This is a genomic window from Mycobacterium sp. DL (assembly GCF_039729195.1).
Lineage (GTDB): Bacteria > Actinomycetota > Actinomycetes > Mycobacteriales > Mycobacteriaceae > Mycobacterium > Mycobacterium hippocampi_A.
Window position 1 is genome coordinate 3,764,682 of record NZ_CP155796.1, and the last position, 15,503, is coordinate 3,780,184.

9 protein-coding genes are annotated in these 15,503 nt (G+C 65.8%); 5 read left to right on the plus strand and 4 right to left on the minus strand.

Annotation, left to right across the window (positions count from 1 at the left end):
* The first annotated feature begins 41 nt into the window (after positions 1-41).
* Positions 42-1,322, plus strand: a complete 1,281-nt coding sequence (locus tag ABDC78_RS17870; RefSeq protein WP_074378839.1) for an IS256 family transposase — start codon at positions 42-44, stop codon at positions 1,320-1,322.
* Between the two features lie 173 nt (positions 1,323-1,495).
* Here the strand turns inward: ABDC78_RS17870 and ABDC78_RS17875 are convergent, their stop codons facing one another.
* Both ABDC78_RS17875 and mobF read right to left on the minus strand, forming a co-directional pair.
* Entirely contained in the window at positions 1,496-1,915 is a 420-nt protein-coding gene (locus ABDC78_RS17875; RefSeq protein WP_178359590.1) for a hypothetical protein, read from the minus strand.
* A 91-nt stretch (positions 1,916-2,006) separates the two neighbouring features.
* A complete protein-coding gene (gene mobF / locus ABDC78_RS17880) occupies positions 2,007-7,826 on the minus strand; it encodes a MobF family relaxase (RefSeq protein ID WP_347133125.1) in 5,820 nt (1,939 codons plus the stop codon).
* A gap of 703 nt (positions 7,827-8,529) precedes the next feature.
* Here mobF and ABDC78_RS17885 point away from each other — a divergent pair.
* Entirely contained in the window at positions 8,530-8,709 is a 180-nt protein-coding gene (locus ABDC78_RS17885) for a hypothetical protein (RefSeq protein WP_256736144.1), read from the plus strand.
* A 130-nt stretch (positions 8,710-8,839) separates the two neighbouring features.
* On the opposite strand, the gene ABDC78_RS17890 is transcribed toward ABDC78_RS17885, so the two are convergent.
* Together ABDC78_RS17890 and ABDC78_RS17895 are read right to left on the minus strand one after the other, a co-directional pair.
* Positions 8,840-10,753 (minus strand): hypothetical protein, encoded by a 1,914-nt coding sequence (locus tag ABDC78_RS17890; protein WP_178359593.1) that lies wholly within the window; start codon positions 10,751-10,753, stop codon positions 8,840-8,842.
* Positions 10,754-11,186: 433 nt separating this feature from the next.
* On the minus strand, positions 11,187-11,387 hold the full coding sequence (locus ABDC78_RS17895; protein ID WP_178359594.1) for a toxin-antitoxin system: 201 nt from the start codon (positions 11,385-11,387) through the stop codon (positions 11,187-11,189).
* A gap of 354 nt (positions 11,388-11,741) precedes the next feature.
* Between ABDC78_RS17895 and ABDC78_RS17900 the strand changes: the two genes are divergently transcribed.
* From ABDC78_RS17900 to ABDC78_RS17910, 3 genes are read left to right on the plus strand one after another with little or no spacing between them, the layout of a single operon-like run.
* Positions 11,742-12,209 carry a hypothetical protein gene (locus tag ABDC78_RS17900; protein WP_178359595.1) on the plus strand — a complete coding sequence of 156 codons (468 nt, stop codon included), beginning with the start codon at positions 11,742-11,744 and terminating at the stop codon, positions 12,207-12,209.
* 15 nt (positions 12,210-12,224) lie between these two features.
* Positions 12,225-14,603: a hypothetical protein gene (locus ABDC78_RS17905; protein ID WP_178359596.1), complete on the plus strand. Its 2,379-nt coding sequence runs from the start codon at positions 12,225-12,227 to the stop codon at positions 14,601-14,603.
* The gene (locus ABDC78_RS17910; protein ID WP_178359597.1) at positions 14,594-15,502 is read left to right on the plus strand and encodes a hypothetical protein; all 909 of its coding nucleotides are present in this window, start codon (positions 14,594-14,596) and stop codon (positions 15,500-15,502) included. The genes ABDC78_RS17905 and ABDC78_RS17910 overlap by 10 nt, the downstream gene beginning before the upstream one ends.
* The last annotated feature ends 1 nt before the right edge of the window (position 15,503 follow it).

Here is a 15,503-nt window from a genome sequence, read left to right on the forward strand (position 1 = left end):
CACTGACACGCTGAGCGATGCTCGGCGAGAAAGGTGCCGTGATGACGACACTGGAAGATGTGGCGAAGAAGAAGGCGGCCGAGCAGTCCGCAGAGCAGAAGGCTGCGGTCGAGCTGGTCCGACTGGCCCAGGAACAAGGCCTGTCGCTGACCGGACCCGACGGGTTGATCAAACAGCTGACCAAGACAGTGCTCGAAACGGCTCTTAACGAGGAGATGACCGAGCACCTCGGCTACGAGAAACACGACCCGCCCGAGGCGGGGACTGGCAACATTCGCAATGGCACCCGATCCAAGACGGTGCTGACCGACACCACCGGCCCGGTCGAGATCGACGTGCCCCGGGATCGGGCAGCGACCTTCGAGCCGCAGATCGTCAAGAAGCGTCAACGCCGGCTGTCTGGGGTTGATGAGGTCGTGTTGTCGTTGTATGCCAAAGGGCTTACCACTGGGGAGATTTCGGCGCACTTCGCCGAGATCTACGGTGCGTCGGTGTCCAAGGAGACCATCAGCCGAATCACCGACAAGGTACTCGAGGAGATGAACGATTGGGCGGTGCGGCCTCTGGATGAGACCTACGCCGCGATCTTCATCGACGCGATCGTGGTGAAGGTCCGCGACGGCCAGGTCGCCAACCGGCCGTTCTACGCCGCGATCGGGGTCACCCTGGCCGGGGAACGCGACATCCTCGGATTGTGGGCCGGTACCGGCGGTGAAGGAGCGAAGTTTTGGATGAGCGTGCTCACCGATCTGCGCAACCGCGGGGTCAAGGACACGTTCTTCGTGGTCTGTGATGGTCTCAAGGGACTGCCCGAGGTGGTCGGCAACGTGTGGCCACAGGCGATCGTGCAGACCTGCATCATCCACTTGCTGCGCAACACATTTCGGCTCACATCCCGCAAGTACTGGGATGAGATTAAGCGCGATGTCAAGCCGATCTACACCGCGGTCAACGCTACCGCGGCACGGTCGGCGTTCGACGAGCTGACCGAGAAATGGGGGGAGCGTTACCCGGCGGTGATCCGGTTGTGGGACAACGCGTGGAGCGAGTTCATCCCGTTCCTGGACTATGACGTGGAGATCCGGCGGGTGATCTGCTCGACGAATGCGATCGAGTCGCTCAATGCTCGTTACCGCCGCGCGATCAAGGCCCGTGGGCACTTCCCATCCGAGCAGGCCGCGCTCAAGTGCCTCTATTTGGTGACCCGATCGCTGGACCCGACAGGTGTCGGCAGGGCACGATGGACTATGCGGTGGAAACCTGCCCTGAATGCGTTCGCAATCACCTTCAGCGACCGATTCCCGGCAGCCGAAACCTACTGATGGAAACCGCCGGAAACACCGTTAACGAGATAGTCCCGTCGCCGACGGTGACGCCGATAGTCCCGACGACGCCGAGCTGTGGGTACCAGCTAATCTCACCGGCGCTGAGCGGGCGGATTGGCTCGAAGGATTCCGCTCGCACTTCGAACCATAAAGGTCACCCGAAACGGCTCTCAACGCCTTCGCACTTCAGCGTCTTCTGCTGAGTGTGCCTCGATTTCGTTGGGGAGTTCGTAGTCCAGTCGTTGTTCAAGGATGTCGTTGAGGGCGTCTAGGCGAGCTGTTCGAATCATCTCGGAGGCGTCATCGGGGTGCGGCAACGTGCCGTAGCGCAGTCCGTGATCGTTGGTGACGGTTTCGATGAGGTCGTCGAACTGGGTGGCGACTTCGCCGAGGTCGAGGTCGGCGTGATTGGTGATGAAGGTTTCGCTGCGGTGTTCGGTCCAGGTCGGTGGGAATTCCAGCTCGGCGCGGTACAGCGTTTCCAGGGCGGTTGCGAGTCGGCCACGGCTGAACGACAACGGTTGTCCCCATTCGGCGAGGATTTCGGCGATCGAGGCGTCGAATGCCGCTCGCGGGGTGTCGTTACTCATCGTGTTCTCCCGTTTCCGTTGCGCTGCAATGCCCCATCGTGGGACACAGCACTGACAAGCGGTGGGGGAGTGAGTGGTACGTGACGCGATTTTAGAGGTCGCGGCTGTGGTCTACGCGGCGGTGGTGCTGGTGGTTCCGTTGTGCGGTGTTCCACATTCGGGTGTGGAGGTCGTGGGCAGTGGTGTTGCGCTGGTTGGTTTTTCGGAGGCGTTGGAGTGCGTTGGTGATGGCGGGTGTGTGCTGGTCGTGGTCGAGTCCGGCTGCTTGGGTGAGGGCGGCGTCGGTGTCGGGGCCGGTGGCGTAGTGGTTGATGCGGACGGCGGCGGCGGTCAGCACTGCCGACCAGCGCAGTTCGGTGTGCAGCAGTTTGAGCAGCGGTGCGGCCGGTGGTGTCGGCCAGGTGCCGGAGTTGGTATCGAGCAGGATGATCCGTGCGTTGACGGCTGCCGCGTTCTCGGTAAGGTCCGCGATCGTCTCGGGGGGCAGGTGTTCGGCGCGGTCGATGACGACGATGGTGCCGGGTTGACTGTCGGTGAGGTCGATGGCGCTGGCGTCGATGACGGTGTTGTTGATCGGGGACAGGTCGGGGTTGTTCAGGACGGCGGGTGGGGCGGCCCAGATCAGCGGGCGCGTCGCGTCGTGGGCGGCGCGGTCTAGATGTCTCATCATGGGCAGTAGCGCTGCGCGGTCTGTGGCGTGGGCGACGGTCAGCACGAACGGGACGTCGGTGAGACGTTGCAGGCGGCTGGTGTCGATGTCGGGGTCGGCGGCTGGGATGGGCAGCCGGTCTTGGAAGGCGTGTTGTCCGGCGATGTTGAGGACGCGCAGCTCGGTGTCGATGCGCGGCAGCAGGTCGGTGATGTGTTCGGCGGTGCTGGTCTGGGCCCGGGCGAAGGCTTGTGCGGCGGCGTGCTCGGCACGGTGCAGCTGTTCGCGCAGCGCGGCGCGGTCGGCACGGTGACGAGCCACGAGAGCATCGTCGTCGGCGCGGCACTGACGCAGAAAGGCGTCGGCGTCGGCGTGGGTGACGATGTGCTCGCTGCCGCCGGCAGCCTCAGCGCGGGCGGCAGTGGCTTCTTGGAACGCCGGGTGGAACTGTTCGGCGGGGCTGTGCGTGGGCAGGTGGTGAGTGGTCAGGAAGTTCAGGTTCTGGGCTGCCGAGGCGACATCGAGGGGGTCGGCGTCTGGGTCGGCGCGCAGGGCGTCGAGTTCGGTGCGGGCGTGCTCGATGAGCTCCAGTGCCGCGGTGTAGGTGGTGTCGGCCTCATGCCACTGGTCGAGCACGGCTTCGACCTGGGCCAGGAAAGGCCGGTCGGCGTCGGCGGCGTCGCGCATGCGCCGGAGGTCGTCGGCGGCGGCGAGCACGTGCGGGCCATTGCCGGCGACCACCTGGGCGGTGAGGGTTTGCAACTCGGCGTCGGCCTCGGCGTAGCGGGCGCGCAGGGCGTGCACGTCGGCGCGGTGTGCGGTCAGTGCGGCGGCGGGGCTGGGTCGGACGGTGCTCAGGCTGTCGAAATCCAGATGCGATTCGGGGTCGAAGAGGTCGTCGGCGTGCTCGGGTGGTGGGAGCTGATGGTCGGCGGTCGCGGCGTCGGCAAGGTCGCTGTCTTGCAGGCCGAGGGCGGCGGCGAGCATGTTGGGATCGGCCAAAACGTCATCGAGGGCGTCGTGCTGCCAATGCTGAGGTGCGTCGATATCGGGATGCTGGTGGGCGAGTTCTTCGTGTTCTTCCTCGGTCAGGGGTGCGGTGTCGGGCAGCGGGATGTCGTGGTCGTAGGGGTCGTCGGTGGTGAACAGGTCAATCGAGTAGGTGAGCAGGCGGGCGTACTCGTCGCCGCGCAGATGATGGGTCAGGTGGGCGTCGGCGTCGTAGAGGTGCTCGGCGGCGACGTGCAGTAGGTCCAGTGCGCTCCACCGGTCGGGGTCCGCATTACCGATGGCGGACACCAGAGCCGGGAACGCGGGATCGGCGGCGATGGTCTCGGCCATCTCGGTGCCGAACACGGTGTGCAGATCGGGTAGCCAGTCCGGGCGCAAACCCCCGTTCGCGGTTTCCAGGGCGGCCGGGGACAGGGTGCCGCACAGTCGCCACCACAGGGCGGCGGCGGGCAGTTCGTCGGGCAGCGGGCGGTCAGCGGCGACCGTGCGGACGAGTTGGGTGATGTTGACTCCGGTGCGCGCGGCCGCCGACAGGTGGTGGGCGAGTTGGGGCCAGTAGGGGTCTTGCCTGATGTGCGGGTTGATGGCGTCGATGAGGGTGTCGTAGCGGTTGGTGGTGGTGTCGGAGCCAATGAGTTCGGCTGCTCGGAGTTCGAGGCGGCGCTGCGCGGCGCGGGTGCGGGCGGGGTATTGCTCGGGGCCGGCGATGCGGGTGTCGTTGTCATCGACGGCGGTGGCGGCGCGATACACCGCGAGGTCGGCGGCCAGTTCGGCGTCGGTGTCGGCCAAGGGGCGGGCCCACCGCGGCGCGGTGGCGCTGGTCCATTCCCGCGCTGTGGTGGCCACCTCGGCGGCCAGGTCGGTGACCCGTTGCGCGCGGGCGGACAGGTAGGTGTTCCAGTGCGGGTCGGCGGCCAGGCGTTCGGGGATGGCGGGCAGCCAGGGCAGCGGGCCGTTGCCACCGGAGTGTGCTCCGGTGGGGTCTAGCCGCCAGTCGATGATGGCGGCGGGGTCGGCGGCGTTGTCGAATCCGCCGGCGGCGACCACTTTGTCGAGTCGTTTGAGCGGGTGGATTCCGGCGGCGGCGATCAGCGCGAGGTGCTGGCGCAGCACCGGCCAGGCGGTCGCTGACGTGAGGCCGGGCACCAGTTTTTCGGCGTGGGAATCCAGCTCGGCGTGCTGGGCGGGGGTCAGCCGTGATTCAGCGGCGGCGCCGACGGCGTGGCTGTACATCTGGGCGGCGGCGGCCAGTCGGGCGGTCGGGTCGGTGGCAGCGCGGGCCGCGCTGGTGGCCGACACTTGCGCGGCGTCACGGCCCAACGCACGGGTCAACACGTCCACGGCGGTGTCGGGGTGGGTCGCTTTCGGGGACAGCACACGGTGCGGGTCGTGCTCGGCGGTGGAGAAGTAGATGTGGTTACCGTGCACACCGCGGGTGAGTGCGGTGTAGACCTGCTGGCGGGTCAATTGGTCGGAGCCCACGGTGTGGCAGCGGTAGCGGGCGGTCGCGCCCTGGGTGGCATCAATGGTGCGGGCGTAGCCCAAGGTGACGTGGGCGCGTACATAGTCGGCGGGCAGGTGTAGGTGCGCCCCGGACTCCAAGTGCGCGACGGTGATCGAGCCTTCGGGGTCGACGTCGGTGACTTCCCAGCGGTAGCCGTTGCGCACGAAATCAGTGGCACCGAGCGCGAGGCTGCGGTCGTTTTTCTTGGTGAATACGAGGTCTCCGACGCTGGCGCGGGCCCCGGCCATCAACACCGCTTCGATGCTGGGGGCGTGCTCACCGAGTTCGGTGAGGCGGTGCAGTCGTGCTCGGTCGTTGAGTTCGGACACCAGATCGTGGGTGGGTGCCAGCAGCAGTGAGTGTTTGTCGGTGGCGATATCGGATTGCCATGCCTCGAACGCCATGTCGGATGCGGCGGCTTGCGTGCCGACATGCACGCGCTGCTCATCGAGATAGAACGCGATCCCGGACGGGTCACCGTCGCGCAGTGCCAGACCGGCCTGGGCTTCGGCCGCCGAAGCGAACCGCATCACTTGAGACAAGGTGATCGCACCGTGCAGGTGCGCGAGGTCGCGCAGCACACCGCCGGCGCTGATGGAGGACAGCTGTTTGTCGTCACCGACGAGGCGCACGCTGGCGCCCTTGGCCAACGCGACAGCGATCATGGAGGCCAACGCCAAGGTGCCGGCCTTGCCGGCTTCGTCCACGATGATCAAGGTGTTCTCGTCGATCGCGTCGTACCACTGGCGTGCTGGATCACCGGGCGAGGTGTCGGGATTGTCGGTGAGCCAGTTGAACTTATCGAGGGTGTCTCCCACCTCGACTTCGATTTCTTCGCGCAGCAATTGCGCTGCACTGGCGCTCGGCGACAGCCCGATCACGGTGCCCCCGGCACCTTCCCAGGACCGTGCCAGTGCGGCCATCGCGGTGGTTTTTCCCGACCCGGCCGGGGCCAACGCGAGCATGACGCGTTGGCCGCTACAGGCCATTTCGTGGACCATTTGGGCTTGGCCGGCGTTGAGTTCGCAGCGGTGCGCGGCCTGGGCCAGCAGCTCGATCTCGACATCGGCGGCGGGCACGGTGCGGCCATCGCGCAGCGTGGCGGCGGCCAGGATCTGTCGCTCAGCAGCCAAGATTTCCGGGCTGGTGTAGGTCTGTGATCCGACTTGGCGGTACACGCTGGACCCGTCGCGGCGGCGCAACCTCGCGGGCTCACCGAGGTCGGTATCGGGGCTGGAGGCATGCCGGATGCTCAACGGTGCACTCAACGCGGCGTCGGTGATGAGTTCGGCGATCCCGTCGATCCCGGCGTGCCCGGTGACGCGCACAACGCGCAACGCCTCGGCCAACACATGGGTGCGGTTCCAGGTGGCGCGGTCGCCAGACACCGTGGCGACGACCTGGCGGGCGCGAGCTTTGATCCACCCTTCGGTGACCTCGGCCGGTGTCGCGGTGCGCCCGGCAAGGGAGCGCGCGATCATCGCGTTGACCGCCTCGTCACTGCCCAACAGACCGACCGCTTGGGCACGCCACTCCTGGCGTTGCTCGCCCAGCGAGCGGGGCTCATGCTTGGCGTCGCGGGTGGCCAAGGTGGCCTGCTGGAACATCGCGATCGACTCCGGGGTGGTCGGCTCGCGGCCGTGGGCGGCCTGAAACGTCTTGGCCAGCACCGCATATTCGGCGTCGATCGCGGCGCGACGCGAGGACCACAGCTCGTTGAGCTCGCGGGTAACGCCGACGACCTCGCGGACCTCCCGCTTGCCTTCGCGGGCATCACCGCGCGCGGCGAACCGCATCCCCAAATCGTCGGCCAGGTAGGCCTCCAGCCGCGAGTTGTACAGCTCCGAGGCGGCCACGGTGGAGGCATACAGCGGCCGGCCATCGAGGGCATACCACCGGCTGATGCCGTCGGTGCCGCGGGCGCGAACCTTGTTGGAAATGGCCACATGGGTGTGCAGGCCGGGGTCCGAGGCGCGGGTGTCGCGGTGCAGGAACGAGGCGGTGATGAAGCCTTCGGTGTCGACTTGGGCGATGCCTTGGGCCCCGATGCGGGTGTAGGCCGCCTGGTCTTGCAGGAAGTCCAGGGCATCTTGCACCGCGCGGCTGTGGCATTCCTCGATCTGTTTGGCGATCGGCTCGGGGCACAGCGCATACAGTGCGGACACGCTTTTGACCGGGGTGAAGGTCATGTCGTAGCCGGCCACCGATGTGGTCTGGTCGCGGGTGCCGCGGGCAATGAACCCGGTGAGTTCTCGCTCGTCCAGCGGTGCGCGGCGGTGCTGTTCTTCGAACATCTCGGTAGCGATCTGGGTACGCATCTGCGCCCGCAGGGACTCGTCTATGGCGGCGTTCCAGTGCGCACCGATCGACAGGTTGTGGTCCCGGTAGGCCAACGCGAGGCGCTGCTGTAACTCGGTTTCACCGGCGTTGACCCGAAACGGCCGCCCCAGCGAGGTCGCCGTCAGGGCTGAGTTCTTGCGCGCCCCTTGTGCGATGAGTTGCTTGGTCAATGCCGCGGCGTTGGGATGCACCCCGAGCCCGAACAGGGCCTTCATCTGGTCCTCGGTGACCTCCGAGCCCTCTTCCAGCGACCACAGCCGGTCCCCGGAGTCGGTGCGCGTCCAGTTCTCTGATCCGGCGGCCAACCCGGCCAGTCCGCGCCCACCCCAACGGCCAGGAGTCTCGCCCTTGGACGAGTAGTAGTCACCCAGCGACTCCGGGCCATGAGTGCGGTCATGGGCAGCCACCTGCCGCACCAGGTACAAGTACCCGGAGCCAGCAGTGAGCTTGTGGATGCCCGCATTCACCCCACCAGCGCACCGAGTTCTCACGACGAAACCAAGGCAGTTTTCCGCAACCCCCGAACGGGCCGTTACCAAACCGTTACCTAAGTGCAAGAGGTGTGTGGGTCAAAACCAGGCTGGAAATCAACGATGCAGGTCAACAGGGGTGAGACAGTTGGCTGACCAGTGATTGACGCTGACAGCAGAAATGCTGGAACAGCAAGCGATTCGATAAACAGGGCACAGCAGGTACTGAAGAAGGTGGGGGCGGGAAGGTGCCCGTGAGCTACACACCAGAACAAGCCAAGGCTCTCGCGTCGGTCGCAGAGCGCCGAGAACGAAGTGCGCGAGATCCCTCGAAGGCCGTACGCGCGGTCGGCGAACCACCCCGCCGTATCGGTTCGCGCACCGCCGCGCGTTTTAACCGCATCGGGCTCAGCGCCGACATTCCTAAGTTGCGGGACAATCCCGCCAGGGCGGCGCAGTTCGATCCATGACCCTGCAAGCACGATAACCGCCGATCAACAACGGGCCGGCCCGGGCCATCACGCGGTGGACGGATCGTCCCTCCCGTCTGAAAGGGTCCTAGGTTATGGCGATTCGCAGCACACACAAAGGAGACAGGGCTCAGCTCGGACCCCGCGTCGATCGGGTTGTCTACGAGGCAGTGGCTGCCAACAGCGGCCAGTACGGCGACTACGGCATCCCGATGTCCCAATGGGTCGCAGACCTTCTGGCCGCCATCGTCGGCCACCCCGAACTCATGCGCGAACTCAACGGCGAAGCCGTCGCCCAGATCCTCACCCGCGCCCTGGACAACCCAGACCTGTTACGTGGCCGTGGCTGATTCGAGGGCGTGGCCGACGCGACGTGCCACGCTGACACGATTACAGGCCGCCGCCAAGATCGTGTTCAGCGTGAGAGCTGCACCCGGCACTTCGAACCTCTCGGTAGCGTGCTCGGCTACCGCTACACCACTACTGGCGCGTCCCGGCCAGGATCCGTGCGCCCATGAGTTCGGTCACGAGGGTGATCGCGGTGTATTCGTCGTCGGCCGGTGGTGGGCCGTGAGCCATGACGTGGGCGAGGTAGTCGTCCTCGCCGGCGAGCACCAGGCGGCCGTGGGGGCTCGCGTGGACACGTTCGCCGGCCTCTGGGGTGATTCCCTTCAGCGCGTCTTGTAGGGCCAGCCATGCGTGCCAGGCGGCGCGTTCGCGGCGGTAGCGAGCGATCCGGTCGGCCTGGACCTCATCGAGTCGGTGTGCGGCGGCGATGTCGTCCAGCGTCGTCGGTCCCGGCACCACGGTGCGGCCTTCTCGGGTGATCAACCCGGCGGCCGCGAGCGCGGCAATGGAGAGCTGCCCGGTGCGTGCGCTGATACGTGCTGCGGCGTACACATCAGCCGGCCGACGCATGCCCGTATGGGCGATCAGTTCGTACACCGCGCGGTGGTGGCGGCCGAGGATGCTCCACGCCGGGTGCACATCGGACACCCTCACTCGCTCTAAGGGAACCGGCGTGATCGTGTCCACAGTCTCGGTGATCAAGGCGTAGAAGTCGGCGTCGCGGCCGATACGGGGCCGCACCAACAGGATCGGAGCACCCACCATCTCTCGTGTCCGTCGCAACACCTCGAAGGTGGTGGTAGCCGGCATGAGACCAGCCGACAGGGATAAGCCTCGGCCTCCTACCCCGACGATCGCGGTGCCTGATCTGATCTCCCCGGCGACTGCTGCTTTGATCGCCAGGGCCTGAAGCACGTCACGCACCGTCCACCTAAAGGGGCTGCCCGCGAACTCACGGTCTGCCCAGGCCAGCGCGTGGGCCAGCCACCGTGCGTGGGGGCCGGTCGAGCCCTGCCCCCCGTGTGAGTTCTTGTACCTGTGTGCGGACTGATTCGCTTTTACGGCGAGTGTTGAGGTGTAGTCCAGGGCGCTGCGGACATCGCGGGCGAGCTGGGCGTCGGCACGGGTGCCGTGCTTGGTTCGGTAAGAGTCGCCTAGGCCGCTCCACGGGCGGCCGGGCTCGGTTTGGGCGCGGATGTCGGCAAGGCTGTGGCCGCGCAGCACGGCGTTGAGAACCACCGACATGCGGGCCTCTGAGGGGCTTTCCCACCGGGAACCGGTGTGCTCGCGGGCCAGGGCTGCGTCGCCGGCTGCGGCGAAGGCGGCGACGCAGGCAGGGAGTGGCTTGCTCCAGCGGGCGTGCTCGGCCAGGCGCTCGTCCTCGCCGGCATGAGTTCTCGTGCTGCCCGGCGACCGGAGGTCCGCTGTGGCTGCCTGCGGCGGGCTGGGCAGGGTGCCCAGCAGTGCGTAGAGCTCGGGCAGCAGCGTGGGGGCGCTGCGCTCGGTGAGCGCAGCCACGGCGTCGGTAAGCGTGCCGTCCAGGATGCGGTGGCCACCGCCGGCGCACGGGGTGCCCGGCACACTGATACAGCCCTCCTTGGCGTTCTGCATAGGTTTTGGGTCAAAGCTGGGCAGCCGGGCCTTGAGCTGGCGCATCAGCGACTGGATCTCATCGAAGCTGGCGGTGGTGTTGATGGCCAGCGGGACCAAGATGTGGCGGCCGCCATTGGTGGAGCGGTCCGTGACAACCCGGGCCCCGCACGCGGTCAGCCAGCCCAGCGCGCGCGCGAAGTCGGCGTCGACCTGAGCCTGGCCGTGGGACTTGCTGTCGAAGTCCAGCGCCAGCAGCGTCGTCCTGCGGTGGGTGTACAGGTACACCGCCGCCATCAACGTAGGCAGCGTGTCGGTGATGCGCCGGGTCTTGCGGTACTCCTTGGTGTCGGGATCGAACACCTTCATGCGGTCCCGACCCGGCTGGGACAGCAGCCGCGCCAACGATTTCCACACCACCGCGGGCGCAACCGAGTAGACGTCGCGGACAGTCACCGGCACCCCGTCGCCAACAACGACCTACCTAGACCGTGCGGCACCGCCGACAAGTAAGTCCAGCACGGTAACGCGGTCAGCCACCCCAGACGGTGGGTTCCCATCGGCGTACGTGGTGCACACGCACCGGCACGCTCGATCCAGCCACGCCACCACTGCGCGGCCCGCGTCACAACGGCGGGTAAAAGATCACGATTTCGGTCACGGTTTCGCGCGCCACCTGTACCTGTTAGACACAGTGCGCTACCGTGAGACGAGTCCTGCAAGACATCGCCCCTTCGGGGGTACCGGGTGCGGACCCAGACCTGAGTTGGAGCTCAGATCGAACCCCCAAAGACAAGGCCCCTCCGGGGGCCTTCGTCATGTCAAGGGGTGATCCGCACCGCTATGGATTTGTCCATCTGCCCGGCCGCGTACACCGGGCCGCCGGTGTTCACATCGCCAACGGCAACCCCTCGCGGTCGTCTAGCTCGCGCACGAGGTCCGCCCGGCCCACATGCTGAGCTAGGACATCGGCCGCGTACTGCGACATCGACATGCCCCGCGCAGCCGCGCGGGCGCGAATCTCCTCATAGACGGGCAAGACCGGCCGGCACATGATCTGCGCCCGGTCCCCCTTATGCGGTTGAGCCATGCCACTACCGTTCCGTACGTATCTGATAAACGCCGGTAAGACACGCCGTAGCCGCTCAGTTTTTTGCCGACTACCTGCAGAAATGCGTCATCAGTAATCAGATGAGGCAGTACGAATCAGCCAGTAAACGCGGTGCGGCGGTCTCGCAGCATCGCCAACACCGGAATGACTCATCAGTGAGCAGATCAATCAATGCGACTCACGTTGTAATCATGCTGTGCACCAGCGCAATTCAGCCGTGATTTTGTCGGTGGTCCGTCCTACGCTGCCCACATGGGAACACAAGAGCCTGGATACCCAAGTGCCGCGTGGCAACCCCCACCGCCACGACGCCGGTGGCTGACCCCTGCCATCATGGCCGGTACCGCTGCGGTCGCGCTGGGTATCGGTGTGGCGCTCGGCGTTGTCTTCAGCGATGGAGGAAGTAGCACTGTTGCCGACACGACCGGTGCAGCAGTGACGAGCAAATCGGCCGCTGACACCGTCAGCGCACCACCGTCAGCAGCAGAAGTGCATGCTCAAGATGTCGCCCTGTGCACCCGGTATGCGGTGGTGAACACAACGCAACCACGGACTGATCGCAGGGCCTTGGATATCCTCCCAGCCGCGACCGCTCTGGAGAATGCGCTGGCGGACAATCCCAATGCCAGCACCCCGGTTCGTGTCGCTATTACGGATGTTGTATCGGTTTACTACGCGCGGATCGCCACTTACGGCGAGGTTCGGACCCGTGGTCTCGCTGAGCCGCCCACACACGACCTTGCTAAAGAGCAGGCGGCCTATGACCAGGTCTGGGCTGTTTGCGGCCTGGACGAAAAATAGTTCCGAGGGGGTTCGATGGCGGCGGTCATTAACAATCCAGGGGACGTGCCTCGGCCATCAGGACGCGCGTCGTCACTGACGGTTCTGCCCTACTGGCCGTCGATCAGTGAGACTGACTTACAAGCCCTTGCCGAAGACAGGCGGGCAATGGCCGAGTCGGTGTCCGGGTACGCCGGGACGGTTCACAAAGAGATGACCAACGGCGCAAGCCTGCTGGAAGGCCAAGGAGGCGAAGCCCGCATCGCGTTGATGCGAAAGATGGTCGACCATGCCGACGGCGGTGCAGATTACTTCAAATCCACTGCAACGGCGGCCGATTCATTCAAGGCGGTCGTGTCCGGGTTGAAGACCGACCTCAGTCGCGTCGCTGATGCCGCTGCAGAAGCGTGGGACACCGCGCAATCGAGTGGAGGAACCTCGGCCGCCGTGTCGGCCATGGCCCCGTTCAACGCCGAAGCCGCCACCCTCTACAGCACTGCCCTCGGGGATATCGCCGCCACACCCGCAGTCCTCCCCATCCCGGAAGCACCAGTCGGCGAAAGCCCAAGCACCGCTGAGCCGGCCAGCCACGAGTCGGCGAACAACGATGAAAAACAACTTGCGGAAGGCACGACAGAGGAACCAGATGGCCTCGCCGCTGGCGACAATGCGGATGAAAAACCCCTCGCGGAAGAACTGACGAACGACGACGCAGCAGCTACCAACGGGCAATCGACACAGGACCAGAAGCAGGTCGCATTACCCGTTTCGTCGGTAGGTAACGGGACGGGGATGCCGGCGACTGGGTTGCCGATGGGTTCTGGTGGTGGGATGCCATCGCCGTCCGGTGGGATGCCATCGCCGGGTTCGGCGATGGGTGGTTTGCGTCCGCCGCAGATGCCGAGCAATCCGTTTGGTAGTGGCGGGAAGTCGTTGTCGGATGCGTTCACGTCGCCAGCGTCGGCAGCGGATTCGTTGGGTAGTGGTGGTTCGTTGACCAGTGCGGCGTCAAGTTTCAACTCGGGCTTGGCGTCCGGTATGGGTTCCTCGGGGGCGGTGTCTTCTTCTCCTGCGTTGGAGAAGTTTGTTGCTCAGCATCCGGGGGCGACGCCTGGGGTGGCTCAGCCTGCGGGCCCGGTGCAGCCGCCCGTTGTGGCCTCCGGTGGCGCGGCGAGTCCGGCGGCTGGCCCGATGGTCGGCGGGGGTGGAGGGATGCCGATGATGGCTCATCCTCCTGCGGCCGGTGGTGCTGGTGGTGGTCCGTTGGCGCCGTTCGTGCCTCCGGGTGGCGGGGCTGCGGCGACCCCGGCTGGGCCGACGGCTCCTGCTTCGGGGGCGAGCGCACCGGCCGCCGCGGGTGCGCCGTCTCAGCAGGGCGGTGCGGCTCCGGTGATGGCGGGTACCTCGGGTGCGGCGACGGCGGCGAGCTTGCCTGAGCCTGAGGTGAGCGCGGATCTGATGTTGGCGCGGCAGGTGCTCGACGGGTTGGTTCGTGGCACGGATGCGGGCTGGAACACCATCGACTCAGGGTTTGTGAATTGGGCCGTGTCCGTGGTGCGTACACAGTTTGGGCCGCAGCTTGTGATCGCCTCTAGCGCGGGTGGCGGGGTGTATGTGCCTGCGTCGGTGTACATTCCGACGACAGCGCGGATCGCACCCCGTGATCCGGCGTTGCCGATGAGGTGGGCGGATAAGTACATGGGGTGGCGTCGGCCGGCTGATGTGCTGGCCGGGCATGCGGATGCGTTGGCCGACAGGGCTTCTGGAGTGGTGCGCAGTGCGTTGGTGACTACGGCGGAGGGTCCGCGCCCTGCGGGATGGCAGGACTTTGAGACGGCGACGTTGCGGTCGATCCTACATTCCCCCGGTTCGGTGCCGGTGCTCGACGGCGCGCACCAACACCGCTTAGGGGCTATTGATCTTGATCTGGCGCAACAGATTTCAACGGTGGGCAGTGGAACGTCTGAGGTTCCCGTGGCTGCGGTAATCACCCGCGCGGTCGTGGAGGCGGCGACGCAAACTCCAGCGGCCATGATCAAGGGCAGTCCGGTATCCAGTGCGGACGGGCCAATTCAGGTTGCCGAGGTGGCCGACCTGGCATTTCTCAATGAGCTGGCCCAGGGGACGCCCATCGACTGGGCGGCTTACAACAACGAGGTGGCCCAGCGCCACGACGGAAACGCGACGAGTCCGCACCTGAATGGGCCGTTGGATCTGGACGATTCAAAGGACTCGCGGGATGCGCGGCTGTTGTATATAGCGTTCTACAGGACCGCACTCATTGCTGAGTTGATTCGGTATTGGCAGCGGCCGGCGTCACCGTCCTTGGCCGATATCGTGTACTGCGCGGTGGTGTCCGGGTTCGGCCAGGTGGTGGCGTCGACCCTATCGACTCTGGAGCGCCAATGTCGATGATTTCGCCTGGCGATGCGTTCGACGCGGACAGCTTAAGGGCCCTTGGCGGCACGGTGCCTTCTGCAAAGTCCACCTCAGTGGGCAAGGTCGGCAAGTTCGGCGCGCGCAGCTGGCTGGAGGCCCAGGACACCGGAATGTCTTTGATTCCTGGTATGGGTCGTACTCCGAGCTGGACTGACACAACGACGGCTGCATTCGCCCGGATTGTGGCCGATGCGCGCTCTGGAGAGCTGGAGCCGGATTGGCGGGAAATCCGTGCCGGCGCAGCCAGCAGTAGGTTGCACCACGCACGTGCCCGCGAGGGCAGCGGCGCTGGTGGCGGAACTCCGATGAGTCCGTGGGCTTATCCGTTTACATGCCAGGCGGAGACAGAAATTCTTGCGCTACGCGAGGTAGTGGAGGGCGGGCCGTGGGATTGGGAGCCAGGCGCATCCGGAGGTCCGGATCAAGCACTACGCGCCTGGTGGATATCCTGTTCCGAAATCATCGATTTCGAGGAATCCTCGAAGCTGCACGAAGAACAACAGCGTAGAGGGATCGGCCAACGACATCTTGCTTGCACCGTGCTGGGCATCGAATCAGAGGCCAAGATTCGGGAACGTGCCCTGATTCGGCGGGACCTGCTCACCGAGAGTGTGGAGGCGGCTATTGCCGCTTTGAGCGTTCGTTCACCAGAGTTGCTCGATGTTTTCGGCGAAAGGTGGATGCGCTACGCGGGCCGAGAAGACCTACGCCAGACCGACTGGGTTGAGAAAGCGATCGCCCGTACACGCCGCTGGGCTGATGCTGATCATCAGCAGCGAGCCGCGCACCTCGCGCGTCTCAACGACTCGGCATACCGTGCGGAGATGCAGCGCATACCGGATTACTGGATGAACCACGGCCAGAAAGGACAATGAT

Bases quoted from the DNA above. Each gene is read 5' to 3' on its own strand.
- ABDC78_RS17910 (WP_178359597.1), top strand. From the start codon at position 14,594: ATGTCGATGATTTCGCCTGGCGATGCGTTCGACGCGGACAGCTTAAGG.
- ABDC78_RS17900 (WP_178359595.1), top strand. From the start codon at position 11,742: ATGGCCGGTACCGCTGCGGTCGCGCTGGGTATCGGTGTGGCGCTCGGC.
- ABDC78_RS17905 (WP_178359596.1), top strand. From the start codon at position 12,225: ATGGCGGCGGTCATTAACAATCCAGGGGACGTGCCTCGGCCATCAGGA.
- ABDC78_RS17895 (WP_178359594.1), bottom strand. From the start codon at position 11,387: ATGGCTCAACCGCATAAGGGGGACCGGGCGCAGATCATGTGCCGGCCG.
- ABDC78_RS17875 (WP_178359590.1), bottom strand. From the start codon at position 1,915: ATGAGTAACGACACCCCGCGAGCGGCATTCGACGCCTCGATCGCCGAA.
- ABDC78_RS17870 (WP_074378839.1), top strand. From the start codon at position 42: ATGACGACACTGGAAGATGTGGCGAAGAAGAAGGCGGCCGAGCAGTCC.